Annotated in this window: 20 protein-coding genes; 8 read left to right on the top strand and 12 right to left on the bottom strand. The window is 62.5% G+C overall.

Going from position 1 to position 19323, the window contains the following annotated elements; translation table 11 throughout:
* The first annotated feature begins 247 nt into the window (after nucleotides 1-247).
* Nucleotides 248-1939: a phospholipase C gene (locus tag A3M3_RS24010; RefSeq protein WP_035741447.1), complete on the top strand. Its 1692-nt coding sequence runs from the start codon at nucleotides 248-250 to the stop codon at nucleotides 1937-1939.
* A gap of 112 nt (nucleotides 1940-2051) precedes the next feature.
* Here A3M3_RS24010 and A3M3_RS0106625 read toward each other — a convergent pair whose 3' ends face one another.
* Entirely contained in the window at nucleotides 2052-2387 is a 336-nt protein-coding gene (locus A3M3_RS0106625) for a hypothetical protein (RefSeq protein ID WP_028265692.1), read from the bottom strand.
* 191 nt (nucleotides 2388-2578) lie between these two features.
* Between A3M3_RS0106625 and A3M3_RS0106620 the strand changes: the two genes are divergently transcribed.
* Nucleotides 2579-3211, top strand: coding sequence for a hypothetical protein (locus tag A3M3_RS0106620; protein WP_028265691.1), 633 nt, complete (start codon nucleotides 2579-2581; stop codon nucleotides 3209-3211).
* A 140-nt stretch (nucleotides 3212-3351) separates the two neighbouring features.
* Here A3M3_RS0106620 and A3M3_RS0106615 read toward each other — a convergent pair whose 3' ends face one another.
* The 4 genes from A3M3_RS0106615 to A3M3_RS24005 all read right to left on the bottom strand — a co-directional run bounded on the left by A3M3_RS0106615 (nucleotide 3352) and on the right by A3M3_RS24005 (nucleotide 6229).
* Nucleotides 3352-3771 (bottom strand): DUF3151 domain-containing protein, encoded by a 420-nt coding sequence (locus A3M3_RS0106615; RefSeq protein WP_028265690.1) that lies wholly within the window; start codon nucleotides 3769-3771, stop codon nucleotides 3352-3354.
* Nucleotides 3771-4790, bottom strand: coding sequence for a class II fructose-bisphosphate aldolase (gene fbaA / locus A3M3_RS0106610; RefSeq protein WP_028265689.1), 1020 nt, complete (start codon nucleotides 4788-4790; stop codon nucleotides 3771-3773). Before fbaA ends, A3M3_RS0106615 begins: the two co-directional genes overlap by 1 nt.
* 136 nt (nucleotides 4791-4926) lie before the next feature.
* On the bottom strand, nucleotides 4927-5439 hold the full coding sequence (locus A3M3_RS0106605; RefSeq protein WP_028265688.1) for a TspO/MBR family protein: 513 nt from the start codon (nucleotides 5437-5439) through the stop codon (nucleotides 4927-4929).
* A 76-nt stretch (nucleotides 5440-5515) separates the two neighbouring features.
* Nucleotides 5516-6229, bottom strand: coding sequence for a TrmH family RNA methyltransferase (locus A3M3_RS24005; protein WP_051422974.1), 714 nt, complete (start codon nucleotides 6227-6229; stop codon nucleotides 5516-5518).
* A 106-nt stretch (nucleotides 6230-6335) separates the two neighbouring features.
* Here A3M3_RS24005 and A3M3_RS0106595 point away from each other — a divergent pair, with 106 nt between their 5' ends.
* From A3M3_RS0106595 to A3M3_RS0106585, 3 genes are all read left to right on the top strand, one after another.
* The gene (locus A3M3_RS0106595; RefSeq protein ID WP_028265687.1) at nucleotides 6336-7166 is read left to right on the top strand and encodes an HAD-IIA family hydrolase; all 831 of its coding nucleotides are present in this window, start codon (nucleotides 6336-6338) and stop codon (nucleotides 7164-7166) included.
* 17 nt (nucleotides 7167-7183) lie between these two features.
* Complete coding sequence (locus tag A3M3_RS0106590) at nucleotides 7184-7861, top strand: tyrosine-protein phosphatase (protein ID WP_028265686.1); 678 nt, start codon at nucleotides 7184-7186, stop codon at nucleotides 7859-7861.
* Nucleotides 7862-7954: 93 nt separating this feature from the next.
* Complete coding sequence (locus A3M3_RS0106585) at nucleotides 7955-8929, top strand: IS481 family transposase (RefSeq protein WP_028264771.1); 975 nt, start codon at nucleotides 7955-7957, stop codon at nucleotides 8927-8929.
* 34 nt (nucleotides 8930-8963) lie between these two features.
* Here the strand turns inward: A3M3_RS0106585 and A3M3_RS24000 are convergent, their stop codons facing one another.
* Together A3M3_RS24000 and pyrE are read right to left on the bottom strand one after the other, a co-directional pair.
* Entirely contained in the window at nucleotides 8964-10016 is a 1053-nt protein-coding gene (locus A3M3_RS24000; protein ID WP_035741444.1) for an alpha/beta fold hydrolase, read from the bottom strand.
* A 72-nt stretch (nucleotides 10017-10088) separates the two neighbouring features.
* Nucleotides 10089-10673: an orotate phosphoribosyltransferase gene (pyrE, locus tag A3M3_RS0106575; RefSeq protein ID WP_028265685.1), complete on the bottom strand. Its 585-nt coding sequence runs from the start codon at nucleotides 10671-10673 to the stop codon at nucleotides 10089-10091.
* Nucleotides 10674-10909: 236 nt separating this feature from the next.
* On the opposite strand from pyrE, the gene A3M3_RS0106570 reads away from it, so the two are divergent.
* Nucleotides 10910-11551: an NADPH-dependent F420 reductase gene (locus A3M3_RS0106570; RefSeq protein ID WP_028265684.1), complete on the top strand. Its 642-nt coding sequence runs from the start codon at nucleotides 10910-10912 to the stop codon at nucleotides 11549-11551.
* A 78-nt stretch (nucleotides 11552-11629) separates the two neighbouring features.
* Here A3M3_RS0106570 and A3M3_RS23995 read toward each other — a convergent pair whose 3' ends face one another.
* The 5 genes from A3M3_RS23995 to A3M3_RS0106545 all read right to left on the bottom strand — a co-directional run bounded on the left by A3M3_RS23995 (nucleotide 11630) and on the right by A3M3_RS0106545 (nucleotide 16980).
* Complete coding sequence (locus A3M3_RS23995; protein ID WP_051422970.1) at nucleotides 11630-12853, bottom strand: Gfo/Idh/MocA family protein; 1224 nt, start codon at nucleotides 12851-12853, stop codon at nucleotides 11630-11632.
* The gene (locus tag A3M3_RS0106560) at nucleotides 12850-13695 is read right to left on the bottom strand and encodes a sugar phosphate isomerase/epimerase family protein (protein ID WP_028265683.1); all 846 of its coding nucleotides are present in this window, start codon (nucleotides 13693-13695) and stop codon (nucleotides 12850-12852) included. The genes A3M3_RS23995 and A3M3_RS0106560 overlap by 4 nt, the downstream gene beginning before the upstream one ends.
* A gap of 3 nt (nucleotides 13696-13698) precedes the next feature.
* Nucleotides 13699-14520: a carbohydrate ABC transporter permease gene (locus A3M3_RS0106555; protein ID WP_442853113.1), complete on the bottom strand. Its 822-nt coding sequence runs from the start codon at nucleotides 14518-14520 to the stop codon at nucleotides 13699-13701.
* Between the two features lie 95 nt (nucleotides 14521-14615).
* Complete coding sequence (locus A3M3_RS0106550) at nucleotides 14616-15611, bottom strand: carbohydrate ABC transporter permease (RefSeq protein WP_028265681.1); 996 nt, start codon at nucleotides 15609-15611, stop codon at nucleotides 14616-14618.
* A 13-nt stretch (nucleotides 15612-15624) separates the two neighbouring features.
* On the bottom strand, nucleotides 15625-16980 hold the full coding sequence (locus tag A3M3_RS0106545; protein ID WP_028265680.1) for an ABC transporter substrate-binding protein: 1356 nt from the start codon (nucleotides 16978-16980) through the stop codon (nucleotides 15625-15627).
* Nucleotides 16981-17164: 184 nt separating this feature from the next.
* Between A3M3_RS0106545 and A3M3_RS0106540 the strand changes: the two genes are divergently transcribed.
* Together A3M3_RS0106540 and nadE are read left to right on the top strand one after the other, a co-directional pair.
* The gene (locus A3M3_RS0106540) at nucleotides 17165-18187 is read left to right on the top strand and encodes a LacI family DNA-binding transcriptional regulator (RefSeq protein WP_028265679.1); all 1023 of its coding nucleotides are present in this window, start codon (nucleotides 17165-17167) and stop codon (nucleotides 18185-18187) included.
* A gap of 161 nt (nucleotides 18188-18348) precedes the next feature.
* Nucleotides 18349-19170 carry an ammonia-dependent NAD(+) synthetase gene (gene nadE, locus A3M3_RS0106535; protein ID WP_028265678.1) on the top strand — a complete coding sequence of 274 codons (822 nt, stop codon included), beginning with the start codon at nucleotides 18349-18351 and terminating at the stop codon, nucleotides 19168-19170.
* The last annotated feature ends 153 nt before the right edge of the window (nucleotides 19171-19323 follow it).

The following is a 19323-nucleotide window of genomic DNA, read 5'->3' as shown; positions in this document are numbered from 1 at the left end:
CCGAAGGGCGGTATGAAGGCAAGGGCAGCCACTGGAAAGTCCCCGTTAGCAGAGCGTGAACTCTTCCCAAACAGTCCGCGTTTCCCTTCCGAATCGATAGTCTGGCCTCAGACCACGGGCTACATTCTTTGTGAATCCACCCCAACACACCCAACTAACTCGCAATTGTTGTCGTTATGAGCCGTCTAAACGACAACAAGTGCGAGCCAGTTGGGCGGGTTAGGCCCGTGAATCTGAAGGGAAATCCATGAAATCTCGCGATAGGCGCTTTCTGTTGGCTAGCAGGGCGAGCGCCCTTGCAGCATCCACGATCGCCGCCGGCATGATCGGGCTCGGCATGGCACCGGTCGCGGCCTCGGCCAATGACGACTACCAAGGAACCGCGACGCCCATCAAGCATGTCGTCGTGATCTTCGGTGAGAACGTTTCCTTCGACCACTACTTTGCGACATATCCACAAGCAAGCAACACCCCCGGCGAAACCCAACAAGGCACCGGCACAGCGGCCCCGGCATTCACCGCGGCCAAGAACACGCCCAAAAACATCGCCACCCTTGCCCGGGACAAGCTGCTGGCACCGAACAACCCCAACTCTGTCCAGCCACGGCGCCTGACGCCCGGCCAAGCCATCACGTGCGACCAGGACCATGAATACACCGCGGAGCAGAAGGCCTACAACAGTGGCCGGATGAACAAGTTCGTCGAGAACACCAGCATGGATAACTGCTCTGGCGGCCAGTTCGGCCGCCCTGGGCTCACCATGGACTACTACGATGGCAACACTGTCACGGGAATCTGGAACTACGCCCAAAACTTCGCCATGAGCGACTCCCACTTCAGCACCACCTTCGGCCCGTCCAGCCCTGGCGCCCAAAACCTGGTGTCCGGCCAAACCCACGGCGTCACCGAATTCACCCCTGACGGGCAGCCCGTCAAGCCCGCAAGCAGCGACTACACAGTCAAGTTCCCTGATGCCAATGGCGTGGGCACCATGACGGAAGACCCCGATCCCGTCTACGACGACTGCTCCAACAAGAGTCACGCGAGCGAGAACAACCTCGCTGGCATGCAGGGCAAGAACATCGGCGACCTGCTCAACGACAAGGGCGTCAGTTGGGGCTGGTTCCAGGGTGGCTTCGCCCCGACGGCACCGGCCACGGACTCCACTCCGGCAGCCTGTATGAGCACCCACACCAACGTTTCAGGCGCGACGGTCACGGACTACAGCCCGCACCACCAGCCGTTCCAGTACTACAAGTCAACGTCCAACCCGCACCACCTTGCCCCGGCGAGCGTGGACGAGATCGGGCACAACGGCCAGGCCAACCACCAATACGACACCACGGACTTCGCCAAGGTGGTCAACTCTGACAACATGCCGGCCGTCTCCTTCCTGAAGGCGGGAAGCTCCCAAGATGGCCACGCCGGCTACTCCGATCCATTGGACGAGCAGAAGTTCATCACGCAGCAAGTGAACGCCATCCAGAACTCGAAGAACTGGGAAAGCACCGCCGTCGTCCTCGCCTATGACGACTCGGATGGTTGGTATGACCACGTCGCCGCTGCGGTAAAGAACTCTTCCAAAACCACCGACGACGCCGCGTGGTGCCTTAACGCCTACAACAAGGGTGTTCCGATGGCCGGAGGCTATGCGGACCGTTGTGGCCCCGGACCCCGCCAGCCGCTCGTGGTGATCTCGCCCTTTGCCAAGAAGAACTTCGTGGACCACACCCAGACGGACCAGTCATCCATTCTTCGCTTCATCGAGGACAACTGGCACACCGGTCAGATCGGCGACTCCTCGGCAGACGCCAAGGCCGGCTCCATCAACGCGATGTTCGACTTCGATCATCAGCGGGACGTGAAGCTCATCCTGAACGAATCGAATGGCACCGTGGTTTCTCGCAGCAAGGAAGGCGAGGACCAGAACCAGCAGTAGCAGGCGTTCCTGACGCGGCAGCGCCCCGGATCCACCGGGACGCTGCCGCGTCGGTTAACGACTTACGCTGCCGCGTCAGTTAACGACTTACGCTGCCGCGTCAGTTAACGACTTACGCCGCCGCGGCCGCCAGGGCGGCATCCGCCAAGCCAGACCATTCCGAGGAGGACGCAAGGGGTACTTCCACCCAGTCCTTGAAGGGCCGTTTCATGCCTGAGGGGTCGAAGAGTTCCGCCCCGGGGAGGGCCAAAGCACGGGCGTGCTCGGCGGAGTCTTTGCCGAGTTTGAACGCCACATTGTTGCCGTGGAGGCAAGCGATGGCCTTCTTGTTGAGCATGAGGGAATTGGCGCCGAACATTTGGCCCAGAACGACTCCCGCGTCACCGAGATCCGCGGCAAGGTCCTCGAATGCGGAGACGGCGGCAGCAGAAGACTCAGGTTTTTCCATACCGGCATCATGCCGGAAGCCAGCCACCGCCGTCGAGAGACCCACCACAGAAATCCCGATTCACCCCACAGGGCCTCGCCGTTCCGGTAGAGTTAACCAGCCCCCAACACTGCACCCAACCCGACCGGCAGCGGCCTATCGCGACCGGCTGGCAAAGTGCGCCTCGCTACACGTAGGAGACCTAAGCCCATATGCAAGACTTGGCGACTGAATCACTCGAAGAGCAGCTCTGGAACCGACGTTTCGAACCCCATATCGCCGAGGTTACGGGGCTTTGCGATTCCCTCAAAGAACAGAAGCCGGGCAGCGAAGTCCTCTACGTGGATCCCGCCCACAGCGTTGACGAGTGCCGAATCATCAGCCTTTTCTCCAACACCCGCACCACCGAGGGCTCTGGCTTCATTGTTCCGGGTGACGCGGACGCCGCCACCCGTTTGTTGGGCATGCAGTGGCAGTTGGGGCTGCGTCCGGAACTCATGATGCCGTGGAACGTATACCCATGGATCGAGCCCGACGGAGAGCCAGGCAAGCTGACTCCGGCCAACATCACCGAAGGACTCAAGCCACTCCTGCGCCTGCTGGCGATCGCACCGCGAGTCTCCGCCCTCGTGGCCCACGGCAACGAAGCCCACCGCCTCGCGGACCAACTCGTGAAGGCCGCCCCGCAGAGCATCCACCGCCGCGGTTTCAAGACGTTCAAGGTCCGCTCGCTGGGTGGACGCTCCTTCGCCGGTTCGCCCGCCCGCCAGCAGGAGTACCTGGACATCATCCACGGCGCCTACGCGGAGGCCATGGCCAGGACCGGCCTCACCCCCGTTTCCTAGAACTCACCCAACTGACTCGCACTTAATGTCGTTTTGACGCCTCATAGCGACATTAAGTGCGAGTCAGTTGGGTGGGGAAAGCGCGACGGCGGCCGCCCACCTTTCGGTGGACGGCCGCCGTCGGTGTCTTGTCAGCAGCCTTAGCCTTCGATCGCTGCCCTTGCGGTGGGATCGGAATCGTTTAGGAACTTCTCGATCCGCTCCGGCTCCTCGGGTTCGCCGATGGCGGCGGATGCCCGGCCGAGGGAGTACAGCGCCCGCAGGAATCCCCTGTTGGGCTCGTGCTCCCAGGGGATGGGCCCGACGCCGCGCCAACCGTTCCGGCGCAGTGAATCCAGTCCTCGGTGGTAACCCACGCGCGAATAGGCATAGGAATCGATGGTCCGGCCGTCAGCCCAGGCTTCCTCGGCCAGGATCGCCCACAGCAACGAAGATGTGGGGTACTTGGCCACGAGGTCCAGCGCCTCCTGCCCCAGGGCCAGGTGCTGGTACACCTCGGTCTCGGCAGGCAGGAGCGTCGGTTCGGGACCCATCAGGTTCTTGCGGAATTCGTCGGACATTAGAAGGTCTTGCCTACCGAGCCAAGCTGCTTTGCGGCTTCCACGATCCGGGCAGCCATGCCGGCCTCCGCCGAAGCACCCCAGACACGCGGATCATAGGCCTTCTTATTGCCCATCTCGCCGTCGACCTTCAGGACGCCGTCGTAGTTCGAGAACATGTGTCCGGCAACCGGACGGGTGAACGCATACTGGGTGTCGGTGTCGATGTTCATCTTGATGACACCGTAGGAAACAGCATCCGCGATCTCCTGCTCCGTGGAACCCGAACCGCCGTGGAACACCAGATCAAACGGGTTGTCCTTGCCGATTTTGGCACCGACCTCCGCCTGGATCTGCTTGAGGAGCTCCGGACGGAGCTTGACGTTGCCCGGCTTGTACACGCCATGGACGTTGCCGAACGTCAACGCCGTCAGGTAACGGCCGTTCTCCCCCGCACCCAACGCCTCGATCGTGGCGAGGGCGTCTTCGGTAGTGGTGTAGAGCTTCTCGTTGATCTCGTTCTCCACACCGTCTTCCTCGCCACCGACCGTGCCGATCTCAACCTCGAGGATGATCTTGGCCGCAGCCGCACGCTCCAGAAGTTCACGGCCGATCCGCAGGTTCTCGGACAAAGTCTCGTGCGAGCCGTCCCACATGTGCGAGTTGAAAATAGGGTCCTTGCCCGCCTTCACCGCTTCCTCCGAAGCAGCCAGCAACGGCAACACAAAATCAGCCAGCTTGTCCTGCGGGCAGTGATCCGTATGCAGGGCAATGTTCACGTTGTAGTTCTTCGCGACCTCACGGGCAAAAGCAGCAAAACCCAAGGAACCGACAACCATGTTCTTGACCGAAGCACCGGACCAATAAGCCGCACCACCAGTCGAAACCTGAATAATGCCATCCGACTCAGCCTCAGCAAAACCACGGATCGCCGCATTCAAGGTCTGCGACGAGGTCACATTCACGGCCGGAAACGCGAAACCACCGGCCTTCGCACGGTCGATCATCTCGGAGTAAATCTCTGGGGTTGCGATGGGCATACTGACTCCTATGCTGATTATTCGTCTTTGGGTTTTGTTGACCCTGGAGTAGACCTCTACGGCTAGGCACCATCCTAGCGACTCCGTATCCGGCACCGTGTTTCCGGTCACGGAGCCGGGTAACAGTTGCAGACCTTCAGCTCAGACCCCTTCCCCGGGGGTTGAGGTTTGCGATTGCGGTCGACAAGGCCGTGGCGAATCCGCACCAGAGCGCGTAAGGGGCCAGAGACACGCCGGCACTGCGGTTCAGATTGTAAGTTCGCCGCACCAAGTCGGCGCTGCTCGCTGTCAGCACGGCACACTCCGCCGCAGCCAGCCAAGGCCGGCGGGCACGCCAGAAGAGCCAACTCCAGGAGGCATTGAGAACGAGGTTCACCGCCAAGGCACCGCGGTAGGCGGCTGCTTCCTTTTGCCGGGCTTTGCTGCCGAGGGAACCGGGCGCAAAACCACTGTTCAACGCTACGGCGGAACTCGCTGCGAGATCGGCGTAGAGTGCCGTCCACACGAGGGGAAAAGCGATGGGGGGCGGCTGCCAGCTTGGTTTGTGCAGCCGTCGGTACCAGTAACCATCCGGATCGGCCGCCAGAGACCCGGCCGCGGCCGTGACTATAGTCGATCCCGCCGTCCACACCAGTGTGGTCAGTTTCATCACGGCTCCTTTGGCTCTGCCGCAGTCCTACCCGGAGGCGGGCTGTCACCTGTATCCCTGATTGTACGGCGAAGCGCTAAGACACCCGCTGGCCGAAGTTGTGGCGCCGAATCCAAGCGTGCATCGCTATTGCCGCAGCCGACGCCGCGTTCATGGACCGCGTGGAACCATACTGCTCGATCGACAGGGTGGCGACGGCGGCGTCGTGCACCTCGGGAGTCAGCCCGGGGCCTTCCTGCCCGAACACCAGCACGCAGTTGCGCGGCAGCTCGTAGGTTTCCAAGGGCACGGAATCGGGGAAGATATCGATGCCGATGATCGCGAGGCCCTCCCCTTGCGCCCACGTCACGAAGTCTTCCACGGTGGGGTGGTGGCGGACGTGCTGGTAGCGGTCGGTGACCATGGCTCCGCGACGGTTCCACCGGCGTCGTCCGATGATGTGGACTTCCTTGGCCAGGAACGCGTTGGCGGTGCGCACCACAGTGCCGATGTTGAGGTCGTGCTGCCAGTTCTCTATGGCGATGTGGAAATCGTGCCGGTGGGCATCCAGGTCAGCCACGATCGCGTCGTGCTTCCAGTATCGGTACTTGTCGACCACGTTGCGGCGGTCGCCGTCGGCTAGCAGGTCCGGGTCCCAATGCTCGCCTTCCGGCCACTCGCCTTCCCAGGGCCCGACGCCGACCTCAGGTTTCGCTTCGAACCCACCCTCAGTGGAGGAGACAGGAGACGAGACGGTAGCGGAGTACGGGGCGGAGTCGGCAGGGGCTGGGTTCTGGGGCCGGTCAGTCACCACTCAACCCTAGCCCGGGGCGCCGTAACGTAGGGCACGCGAGTGTCGCGGGAAGCGAAAGATGAAAGACTTGGAACCAGAACAAAACAATACGCGGAGGAAAAGTATGGAGAACGCAACCGAGGCCCCCAAGAGCTCACCCCTTTACCGCAACGGACACGAAATCGAATGCTGGCTCACGGACATGGACGGTGTCCTGGTCCACGAGAACCAGGCGGTTCCCGGAGCGGCTGAACTGATCCAGCGCTGGGTGGATACCTCCAAGCGATTCCTCGTACTCACCAACAACTCCATCTTCACGCCGCGGGACTTGGCAGCGAGGCTGAGCTCCTCGGGCCTGGAAATTCCGGAGGAAAACATCTGGACCTCGGCCCTGGCCACGGCACAGTTCCTCAAGGACCAAGTAGGCGGCTCGGACTCCGGCAACCGCGCCTACACCATCGGTGAGGCAGGGCTCACGACGGCGCTGCACGAGGCTGGCTTCATCCTCACCGACCAGAACCCGGACTTCGTCGTGCTGGGCGAAACCCGCACGTACTCTTTCGAAGCGATCACCATGGCTATTCGGCTGATCCTCGCCGGGGCGCGTTTCATCGCCACCAACCCGGATGCCACCGGCCCGTCGAAGGATGGCCCCATGCCAGCCACGGGCGCCATCGCCGCACTGATTTCCAAGGCGACCGGCCGCGAGCCATACATTGTGGGCAAGCCGAACCCCATGATGTTCCGTTCCGCGATGAACCAGATCGACGCACATTCAGAAACCACGGCGATGATCGGTGACCGCATGGACACCGACATCATCGCGGGCATGGAAGCCGGACTGCACACCGTCCTGGTGCTCAGCGGAATCACCCAGCGCGAGGACATCGCGGCCTTCCCGTTCCGTCCGAACCAGGTCCTGAACTCTGTCGCGGATCTCAAGAACCAGATCTGAGAAGAAGGGGCCGTGCCATGGCTGTTCTGAACCTGCGATCCTTGCCCGGTGGGCGCATTCTCAGGGGTAGTCAGCCGTTTGGCATGGACACTGTGGCGACGGCTGCGTTCCTTGAACTGCATGGCATCCAGACGGTGGTGGATCTGCGCAGCGGGTACGAACGCACCATCGTGCCCTGGCAACTGACCAACGGCGCAGTGGAGCTTGTGGAGAACCCCCTCGACCCGCGGATCGCCTCGGCCGGTCTGGAATCGATCCACACAGCCGAAGATCTCGGGGAGCTTTACGTGGGCTGGGTACGCGCCCGTCCCGACTGGGTGACGGAGTCGCTGCGTCCCGCGGCCCAAGGCAAGCGGACGCTCATCCACTGCTCGCTCGGTAAGGACCGCACCGGCGTCGTATCCGCTTTGGCACTCCTCGCCACGGGCACCGATCCTGCGGCGGTTGTGGCCGACTACTCCGCAAGCACTGCCGCCCTTCCCGCGATGCTTGAGACCATGGCAGCGGCGTGGCGGTTAGCCGTCCCGGAGATTCCGGAGGACGCGTTCAGTCCCTCGCTCATGCTTCTGCAATCCCCCGAAGCAGCAATGGAATACTTCCTGGGCGTGTTCAGCCACGAGTTCGGCAGCGCAGCGGACTACCTCCACGACGCCGGCCTCACGGGTGCCGAGCTGGATGGGCTGCGGCGCAGCTAGCTGTACTGAGTCAGGACGTTGGTTACATCGTGAATAGGTGAAGACCTCTTAGGTTGGTGGTTACCACACACAGCCAACGACTAAGAGGTCTTCATGTCCCACCGTAATGCCCGCCTGACTCCCAACGGTAGGCGGATCATCATCGAGCGCGTCCTCGCCGGCCGTCCAGTGGCCCATGTGGCCAAGGAAATGGGCATCTCGAGGACCTGCGCGCACCGTTGGATCAGCAGGTACCGGACCCACGGCTGGGACGGACTCGAGGACCGCAGCTCTCGTCCCAGGTCGTGCCCCCACGCCACCTCAGCGAAAGTCGTTGCCGATGTCCTTATCCAGCGCGTGGAACGCCGTGAAGGGCCAACGGGCCTGGCCTTGCGCTGCGGCACGAGCGCCAGGACGGTCTCCCGGATTTTGGCCAGGGCGGCCATGCCCAGGTTGTGGGACCTGGACCCGGTGACCGGGGAACGGATTCGGGCTTCCCGGGCCACCGACCGCCGCTACGAACGAGACGCTCCCGGCGACATGATCCACATCGACGTCAAGAAACTAGGCAGGATCCCGGACGGCGGGGGCTGGCGGGCCGACCCGTCCCAAAGCCCGGCCAACCACCGCTCCTCAGACCAGAAGCTTGGTTTTGACTACGTCCATGTCGCCGTGGATGACTACACCCGCTTCGCCTACGCCGAGGTCCTGCCGGATGAGAAAGGCCCTACCTGCGCCGGATTCCTCACCCGGGCCGCGACGGCCATGGCAGCCCAGGGAGCACCGGTGAAACGGGTCATGACTGACAACGCATTTGCCTACCGGCTCTCCCGCGACTTCCAGGAGGCGCTGGCCGCACTGGGGGCGAAGCACATCCTGATCAAACCCCGCCACCCCTGGCAAAACGGCAAAGCCGAACGCTTCAACCGAACCCTGCAGGAAGGCTGGGCCTACCGGCAACCCTTCACGTCCAACCAAGCGCGCACGGATGCTCTGCAGCCATGGCTAAACTTCTACAACAACCACCGGCCACACGGCAGCCTCGGAGGCAAACCACCCATCAGCAGGTGCAACCAACCTACTGGCTGAGTACAGCTAGCGGCGTTCTTTTGGGGAGCGGCGGTCAGTAGAACACCACGCGCGGGCCGGCCCGGGGTGGTGGAAATAGCTCGTTCTCAAGGTCCTCGATAATCGGGTTGTAGATGAAGGGATTCCACTGGGGACTCGCATGGGTAGGGCGGGCGCCATCGGTCCTAAGGCCCGTGGAAGCTACGTTGAGCGGGAAAGTTTTGGCCCACGCAGCCCGGGCAGTCTCGTAGTTCACCGTGTCATCGAGGGGGTTTCCGATAAAAGCAATGCGGGTATCCCCCAGCCTGTCGGTAAACCGCGTGCCGTCGAAGTGGTAAATGTAGTCCGATTCGCTCTGGATCAGGACGCTCGAAGGTGCGATCGGCGAAAGTTGCTCGAGGGTCTGGTCCCAGATCTGCCCCCACGTGCGTTCGTGCTTGTTCACCACGCGCTCGCCCAGTTCGTAGCCGCCCCGCAGGACCGACGGAACCTGGAAGCCGCTCTCGTACAAGAACACAACGCCGTCGAACCAGCTTTGGTCGAGGATGTCGTACTTGCTGAACGGCGACGAATCCAACAAGATCAGCTTCACGCCGATCCCGTTCCGTTCACGCAGGAGCGCCGCCACTTCAGTGGCCAGCATCCCACCGAAACTGTGGCCGTAGAAATAGAGCGTGTTCAGCTTCCGCTCATTGATGTAGTCGGCGACGGTGTCGACTACATCGGACACGTCCAACCCCAGGTTGGAATACCCGACGGCGGCCAACTGACCCCGCTGATGGAGCGAACCCCGAAGTGAGTTGAGGATCCATTGGGCCTCTTCCCAGCTGGTCTTGTAACCGGGGAAGAGAATCCAGCTCGAATTGGGGTAGGAGGAATCAGCGAAGTCGTCATCTACCGGAAGAATCTTGGTGACGCGACGCTCTGCCTGGACCTGGCGGGTAAACAGCATGTCCGCCGCGAGGGCCGTGGAAGCACCCGCACCAATCAGGAAGGAGCGGCGGGAAAGACTCTTGAGCTCGGCAGCATGCCGGAGGACCTGGGCAAGGGAGCCCGGGTCCTGCGTACGCCGCTGCTTCCGAGGGAATTTCCCGGCCCGAAGGTTCACGCAGCCAGCTTAAGCTTTTCAGTCAACGGGCACACGGTCCCGTTCGAAGCGGCCTTGGCTGGGAGTTTGGGGTCAGTCGAGTCCCAGCTCGTCCTTGCCGAAAGCGAAGAGGTACGGCACGCCGGTTTCGGCTTCGATCTTTTCCTTGGCACCGGTGTTGCGGTCCACGATGACTGCCACGGCCACCACGTTGCCACTGGCCTTGCGCACGCCTTCGACGGCGGTCAACGCCGAGCCACCGGTGGTGGAGGTGTCTTCGAGAACGACGACGTTGCGGCCTTCCACCGAAGGACCTTCTACCTGCCGTCCCATGCCGTAAGACTTCTGTGCCTTGCGTACGACGAAGGCGTCAACGGCACGGCCGGCGTCGGCGGCGGCATGCATCACGGCGGTACCGACCGGGTCCGCACCCATGGTCAGGCCACCGGCGCACTCAACGTCGATTCCGGCGTCGTCGATCATGGAGAGCATGACCTGGCCAACCAGCTTCGAGGCCTCGTGGTGGAGGGTGATGCGCCGCAAGTCAATGTAGTAGTCCGCCTCTGCCCCGCTGGACAGGATCACCTTGCCGCGGACAACCGCCAGTTCTTTGATTAATTCAAGGAGGCGGGCACGGGCAGCGGAGGTGGCGGTGGCAGCATCAGAGGCGACAGTCATGGTGTCTATTCTACGTAAAGCCGTTGGGCGCAAGGGAAAGGCCCATGTCATGAAAAGTCCGGCGACGCGCAGAGTGCCCTTTGACACAATTAGAGCCTCACGACACCGGAATTCGGGTGTCGTGAGGCTCTTTCTGTGGCGCAAAGGAAATTCCGCGTCGCCAGCCCGCGTCGCCAGCCCAGGTCGCTCACCGTAACCTGGGAAATATCTGCGCGGGAGGCGGTGTTCCCGCACATATGACAACAATCGGAATCATCGGTGCAGGACACATTGGCAGCCAAGTCGCTCGCAAAGCGGTCGAGCTCGGCTATGACGTAGTGATCAGCAACTCGCGGGGGCCGGAAACCCTGGCGGAACTGGTGACGGAACTGGGCCCACATGCCCAGGCCGCAACACCGGCCGAGGCAGCAGCGGCCGGCGATTTCGCCGTCGTCACCGTCCCTCTCAAGAGCTACCAAGACATCCCGGTGGAGCCCCTCGCGGACAAGATCGTGATCGACACGAACAATTACTACTTCGAGCGGGACGGCCACATTCCGGAACTGGACAAGGGTGAAGCCACCACGTCCGGTCTGCTGCAAGAGCATCTGCCCACCTCAAAGGTAGCCAAGGGATTCAACCACATCTATGCGGCGCAGATCACGAGCGACGGCACCCCACCGGGAACCGAAAACCGCCGCGCACTGGCCACTTCGAGCGACTTCCCGGAGGCCGCCGAACTCGTGACGAAGCTCTACGACGAGTTCGGTTTCGACACCGTCAACATCGGACCGCTCAATGAGAGTTGGCGCGTGGAGCGTGACCGCCCGGCCTACGCGGTACGGCAGAACGCGGCCGAGCTCAAGGACAACCTCGCCAAGGCCCCGCGCACCATCTAGCCCTCAGCGCGCCTTAGCAGGATCGACGACGCCGAGCCCCGGGAACTCAGGGGTGGACACCGCAAAGATTCGAAAACTTCATGCGGAAACCTCTTTGCGGTCGGCCCCGGGCTGGGAGGGGGCGTTGCCGGTATGGACCTCCACGTCGTTGTAGTTGCCGGCCACGACGTCAGCGATCAGCACAGGATGGCCCAAGGTGGCCGAGACATACAAGGCACGCACGGTGGCCAAAGCGTTCAGGGCATCCTGAACCGTGACGCCCGCGGGACGTCCTGCCCGGATCGCCGCGATGATGTCGCGGTACTGCCGGACATGTCCGGCCGGGTACACCGTGGGATCCAGCGCTTCGACAGTATGGCCGGGGTACTTGGCGAGTTCGACGGCGGCCTGGTTCCCGCCGCCGAGAATGCCCATGGCGCTGCTTTGCGAGGGGTCGGCCGCATCGGACGCGTGGAAGTACGCGAGGTCGTCGTTGTCGATCACCGCCGAGCCCTTGCTGCCCATGACCTGGAGGCGCACCGTCAAACCGGGGTACGCCGCCGTCGTCGCATGCAGCACGGCAAGGGCGCCGGACTCGAAGGTGACGGTGGCTACGGCAGTGTCCTCCACCTCAACGCCTTCATGGGCGAGCAGGGCAGTTTTGGCGCTGATCTCAACCGGCCGGCCGAGGAACCACAGGAGAAGATCGACGGTGTGGACGCCTTGGTTCATAATGGCTCCGCCGCCGTCCATGGCCCACGTTCCGCGCCAGGCACCCGAATCGTAGTAACCCTGGCTCCGCCACCAGCTGACAGAGGCGACGGCGGAGGTCAGCGTGCCGAAGCGTCCGGCCCGGCGGGCCTCGTCCACCACCCGGCTGGCCGGATCGAAGCGGTGCTGGCTGATCACGGTGGCCACCAAGCCCTTGGCCTCGGCAGCCTTGGCGGCAGCCAGGATTTCCTCCGCCCGGCTCAAGTCGACGTCAAGGGGCTTTTCGATCACGACGTGCTTGCCGGCGTCGAGCGCTTCCAGCGCTTGCTGGATATGGAGCCCGCTGGGCGTCGCGATGATGACCAGGTCCACGGGGGCGGCGGCGAGCGCCTCGGCGAGTGTCAGGAAGACTGCTGGCTTCGGGTCGCCTTGGGCTTCGATTTTGGCGGCAAGCGCCTCGGCGGCCTCGACAATCTCATCCACAAGCGCGGTGATGACGACTTCCGGAAACTCACGGATCGCGGCCGAGTGGGTCCGGCCGATGACGCCACACCCGACGATGGCGGCGTTGATCGGCACTGTGCCATGGGGGTCCACGTTCGCCTGGCTCATTTGGTTGCCACCCCTGCTTCATTGAGAACTTTCGCGAACGCCCTCGCGGCGATGCCGAACGCCGTCGGGCCGGAGAAACCGCCCAGCCCATGGGCACCGGCCAGGTGCGGCTCGAGGCTCGCGAATCCGGCGTACCCGTCGGCCTTCAGGGCCTCGACCGTCCGGAGTAGGTCGCCGTCGCCTTCGCCCGCGGGGACCACCGTGGCGTCCGAGAACAGGGCGTCCTTTACTTGCAGGTATTCAAGGTGCGGGCGGAGCTTGGCGTAGGCGTCGTCAAAAGGCTTGACGCCCACCTGGACGAAGTTGGCGGCATCCCAAGCCACTTTGAGCGCAGGAGAGGAGACGGTTTCGATGATGTCCAGCACCCGTTCGGGGATGTCGCCGTAGATGTCCTTCTCGTTTTCGTGCAGAAGTACGACGCCGGACTGTTCCGCCACGTGAGCGAGGGCCCGCATGCGTTCGATCACCGCATCCCGGATGCTCTCTACCGCGACGTCCTCGCCATAGTAAAAGGAAAAGATCCGGATGTAGCGGGATTCCAGGAGCTGCGCGGCGTTGACTGCGCGGCGCAACCGTTCCACCTCGTGCTCCACTGGGAGGGAAACATCCACTTTCCCGATCGGCGAGGCAATCGCGGAAACTTTCATCTCCGCGGCATCCAACAAGGATTTCAACTCACTAAGCTGCGCGTCATCCAGATCCACGATGTTGGTTCCCCAGGCGCTGCGGACTTCGATGTGCTTGGCTCCCAACGCCTGCATCACGGCAATCTGGATCTTGGGGTCGTCGTCGATCTCGTCGCCGAAGCCCGAGAGTTCCCATTCAACAGCTGGCGTGCCCATAAGCTACTTAACTCCTCCGGCGGTCAGTCCGCCCACTAGGTAACGCTGGAAAATCAGGTACAGGATGACCACCGGGGCAGCACACACGAGGGAAGTCGCCATCATCTGGCCGTAGAAGGGAATCGCGCCGCCTTCTTGCGCGGCACCGAAGACCTGGAGCGCGACGGCGGCCGTTTGGCTTTCGGGCCGCGTCATGACTGAGGCGAACAGGACGTCGTTCCAGCCGAGCAGGAAGGCGAAAATGCCGGAAACGACGACGCCGGGCCAGCTCAGCGGGAGGATGATCCGCACCAGGACGCCCAGGTTGCTGGCGCCGTCGATCCTTGCTGCTTCCTCGAGTTCGCGCGGGAGGCCGCGCAGGTAGGTGACCATCACCCAGGTGGAGAACGGCATCGCGAAGGTCAGGTAGGTCACGAACAGGCCCCACTGTGTCCCGATGACCTGGATGCCCAGGTAGCTGGCCGCCGAAGAGAACAGCACGAATACCGGCAGGACCATGAGGGTGCCTGGCACCGATTGCAGTGCCAGCAGCCCGCGAAGGATCGTGAGGCGGCCGCGGAACTGGTAGCGGACCAGGACGTAGGCAGTGGCAATGGACATCAGTGCGGAGACCACGGCAGTGGAACCGGCAACGAGCACGCTATTGGCCAGGCCCGTGGCCAAGCCGACGCTCGACCAGATCGTGGAGTAATTCTCAAAGGAGAAGCTGGAGGGGAAGAACTCGCCCCGGGCCACCCCGATGTCCGAATTCACCGACGCCAGGAAGATGTAGAGCACCGGGACAAGTACCAAGGCACACAACACCGTCAAGATGATGGCGAGCATGGGACCTGGCAAGAGCTTGGTGACTTCGTGCTGGCGTTTGGAGCCCGGGCGGAAGTTTTCGCTCGATCGGCGCCCGACGGCGGTAGTTGCGGTGCTCACTTTTTGCCTCCGGGGGTTTCGGCATCGTCGAGTTTGACGGCCCGCAGATAGACGAACAGGGGAATCGCGATCAGGATCAGTGAAATGAACGCCATGGCCGCGCTGAGCCCGAACCGGAAGCTCTGGAAGCTGGTGACGTAGGTGAGGATCGGGAGGAGCTCCACGTCGGAGGGAGCCGGCACCCCGAACAGGACGAACGGCAAGGTGAAGTTGTTGATGTGGTGCAGCATGCCGATCAGGAACGCCAAGGCGAGCGGACCCTTGAGGTAAGGGAAGACCACGTAGCGGAGCTTGTTCCACCACAGCGCCCCGTCCAGGGCCGAAGCCTCGTGGACCTCATGGTCCACGGACTGCAGGCCGGACAATGCCAGCAGGTAAACGAACGGCCATGATGCCCAGATCTGGACCAGGATCAGCGTCCAGTAGGACTGGGGCCCGTTGAGCCAAAGCCCGGGGTCAATACCCACCGAATGCAGCGCAGAGTCGATCACGCTGCCCGGCTGGAACATGGTCCGCCACACCGTGGCCACCACGAAAGACGGAAGCACGTAAGGGATGAGGAAGATGGAACGGATTACCGCGCGGCCCTTGAACGCGTTCTGGGTCGCAATGGCACCGGCAATGCCTAGCGGGATAGTGACCACCATGGCGAGCAGCGAGTAGCTGACGCTGAGCCAGATGGCGTGCAGCAAAGGCGACGCGGTCAGTGCTTCGACGAAGTTCTGTACCCCGATGAACGGAGCGCTGACCCACTGGCGCAGCGAATACTGGTCCAGGTCCAGTCCCGACATGAAGATGCCGAGAAGCAGCGGCACCACGATGATGATCACCATCAGCAGGCCGCCTGGAATCAGCATCCACAAGGGACGGTTGCGCTCGCTCAGCCCCTTGCGGCGCCGAGGCGTTTCATTCGGCGACTGCGGGCCCGGCTTGGCAGCATGGGACGATTTGCGGCGCGTGGGCTTGCCCGCAGTCAATGAATCGGTGGACATGTCCGTTTCCTACTTACTTCGAAGCCCGGTCAAGTGAGGCCTGGCCTTTGGTTTGGGCGTCCTTGAGGCGGGCCTGCAAGGTCGAGTCGTCCACGGAACCCCTGGAGAGATCAGGGATCGATTGGACCACTACGTTGACGAGGGCCAGCTGAATGTCGCCCCACGCGCCGGTGAAGGGAGTGGCCTTGGACTTGGCAGCAGTATCGGCAACCGGTTGGAGTATAGGGTTGTTCAGGGACTTCAGTGCCTCCGCGTTGGCCGGCAGGTCTCCGAAGATCTTCTGGTAGTTCAACTGCTCGTCCTTGGACGTGATGAGGTTGACGTAGGCGAAGGCCAGGTCCTTTTGCTTCGAGTAATCGGCAACAACCACGTTGTCACCGGACAGGATGCTGGCTGCATTCGCGGAATCGCCCTGGGGAGAGGTCTGGCCCGGGGCCGTCGTCGGCATGGTTGCATAGGCATACTTGCCGGCAACGGCCGACTTCTCGAGCGTGGGGACGGAACTCGACGTCGTCATCATCAGGTAGCCGGCCTTGCCGGAGGCAAAGGCCGCCAGGGCATTGCTGTTGCTCCACCCGACCGAGGCCGGATCGACAACCTTGTCCTTGGTGAGCCATCCGAAGTAGGTTTCGTAGGCAGTCTTGACTGTCGGATCGTCGAGCTTGAGTGTCTTGCCGTCCACCAGCGGGTTGCCTGCCTGGACCGACATGGCCCAGATGAATTTCCACGGATCAAAGTTGTCCTTGTACCCCGTGGCCAGGCCAAAGGTTCCGGTGGCAGGATTGGTCATCTTCTTGGCCTGGGCTTCGAGTTCGTCCCAGCTGGTGGCGGGCTTGTCGATCCCGGCTGCCTTCAGCAGGTCCTTGTTGTAGGCCATGACGAAGGGTCGGCTGACAAAGGGAATGCCCGCTTGGTGCTGGGCGTCCGGGCCGGAGATGCCCAAGGCCGCTGGGTTGAAACGGTCCTTTCCACCCACCTTCTTCCAATCGTCATCGGACAGGGTCACAAAGGCCTTCGTTGCATAGGCCGTGGGCGTGAAGGTGGTACCGAGGCTGTAGACATCAGGACCCTGGCCCGACACCACAGAGGTCTGGATCCGCGTGAGTTCGTCATTTCCCGACGCGAAAGTTTCGAATTGGACGTCGGCGCCGGTCTGCGCCTTGAACTTGGCCGCAATGTCGGTGAACCACTGCTTTTGCTGGGCGGGATAAGCGGCGCTGGAGTTAACCAGGACGCTCAGCGTCTTGCCCTTTCCGTCAACGGGTCCGGCACTCCCCCCGGAACTGCTGTTCCCGCCTCCGCAGGCGGTCAAAGCAAGAGCCGCTGTTACTGCTACAGCGGCAAATTTGGCGGACGATGCAAACTTCATTGTTTCCTCCCTGGAAACCCGATGACCTCAATGGAGTGGTGCGCGTCACATCGGGCGATTGCTCCGAGTCTAGGCACGCCCAAGTGCGATGACAAGCGATTGCCAAAAATTGTCATCGGTGCTGCAATTGTGGAACAGGTCACTCATTGTTGAGCGACTGCGGCAGATGAGGAATACCCAGATCATGGCAGAACTCCAGCTCCAGTCACCGGGCAGGCAGCCTACCATCCGCGACGTCGCGGAGCTTGCGGGAGTGGCCACATCCACTGTCTCGCGCGCTCTGTCCAATCCACTGCGGGTGAACCATGTGACACGCGAGCGGATCGAAGAAGCAGCCGCGCAATTGAACTACGTGCCAAGTTCCCAGGCCCGCGGACTCAGCTCGGGACGCACGCAGACGGTCGCAGTCCTCGTCCCGGACATCACCAACCCGTTCTACTTCGACATCATCCGTGGAGCCCAGCACCAACTGAAGGCCGCGGGCTACACCCAATTGCTGGTGGACACCGAGGAATCGGCCGAAATGGAGGCCGATGCCCTGCAGAAGATGCGCCGCTCGGCCGACGGTTTCATCCTTGCCGCGTCCCGGCTGACGGACGCCCAACTTACCGAAGCAGCGGCACAACAACCCTTGGTCACGATCAATAGGGCCCCGGCCATTGCACCCACCGTGGTGATCGACACGCCGTCGGCCATCATCCAGGCACTTGAGCACCTGGTCTCTCTTGGCCACTCCCGGATCTGTTTCGTTGGAGGCCCGTCCACGTCTTGGTCCAACGCCAAGCGGTGGAAGGCGTTCCAGGACGAGACCGAGGAACGGAAATTGACCACTTTCAGCGTGGGGCCATTCGCACCCAAGACGACGTCAGGCGCAGCTGCTGCCGACGCAGCCGCGCACACGGGAGCCACGGCATGCATTGTCTTCAATGACCTGTTGGCGATCGGCATGCTCCAACGGCTGCGCGAACGTGGAATCCGGGTGCCCGAAGACATGAGCATTGTTGGTTGCGACGATATTTTCGGAGCGGATTTCTGCAACCCGCCACTGACCACCATGGCATCGCCCATTGAGCAGGCCGGGCGAGTGGCCGTCTCCATGCTCCTTTCCCGGCTGAATCCCCAGTACGGCGGAACCAGCCGGAGCCTGGCCGTCATGCCCACGCACCTCACGGTCCGGGCGTCGACGGGAGTCGCCCCCGCCCATTAAGAGGCCTGCCCCCAACTAACTCGCAATAGTTGTCGCTATTCGCCCCGAAAACGACAACGAATGCGAGCTAGTTGGGTGGGGAGGACGCGCGCGGCGAGGCATGACACCCTGAGTGATGAAATTGCGTGTTCCAAGCACCAATTTTTACTAGTGTTGGGGACATGCGCACACTCCAGGCCACGATCATTGCGGAAATGGGCGTCCAGCCCCGGATCGATCCTGCCGGGGAGGTCCGCAAACGCGTCACGTTCCTCAAGGAATATCTCAAGGCCACGCATACCAAGGGCTTCGTCCTCGGCATTTCCGGCGGACTGGATTCCTCGCTCGCCGGGCGCCTTGCCCAGTTGGCCGTCCAGGAGCTTGAGGCAGAGGGCATCGACGCAAACTTCGTCGCCGTTCGCCTGCCGTACGGCACCCAGCACGATGAGGACGACGCCCAGGCTGCCCTGGATTTCATTCAGGCCAAGACCGAATGGACGTTCAACATCTCGCGCGCGGTGGATGGCTTCGAGGACGAGTTCGAAAAGACCACCGGCGCACGGATCTCGGATTTCCATAAGGGCAACACAAAGGCCCGGGCCCGCATGACCGCCCAGTACGCCCTGGCCGGCGAGTACAACTACCTGGTGATCGGCACGGACCACGGAGCCGAATCCGTGACCGGGTTCTTCACAAAGTTCGGCGACGGCGGCGCCGACATCCTGCCGCTCTTCGGCCTAAACAAGCGGCAGAACCGTGCACTCCTCGCGGAACTGGGCGCTCCGGCGCGGGTTTGGGAGAAGATTCCGACGGCGGACCTCTTGGACGGTAAGCCCGGGCGCACCGACGAGGACGAACTTGGTGTCAGCTACGAGCAAATCGACGATTACCTTGAAGGCCGGGAGGTCTCCGACGAGGTGGCAGAGGCCATCGAGCAGAAGTACCTGCGTACCAAGCACAAGCGCACTGTTCCAGTCACGATTTTCGACACGTGGTGGAAGTAGCAGTCGCCTGAACCGGGGCGCCGTCACGCTGAGCGACTTTTTGGAGCGTACGACGGCGGTCTGCCGCGCCGTGGCGGGGGCTCCGCCGTCGTGATCCCGCAAAAGTGTGCCCGGCGTGACGCGAGGCTACAGACGCCCCTACCCTCTTCCAAA

It is taken from the genome of Arthrobacter sp. MA-N2 (genome assembly GCF_000517125.1).
Taxonomy (GTDB): Bacteria; Actinomycetota; Actinomycetes; order Actinomycetales; family Micrococcaceae; genus Arthrobacter; species Arthrobacter methylotrophus.
This window is presented reverse-complemented; position numbering and strand designations above follow the sequence as displayed.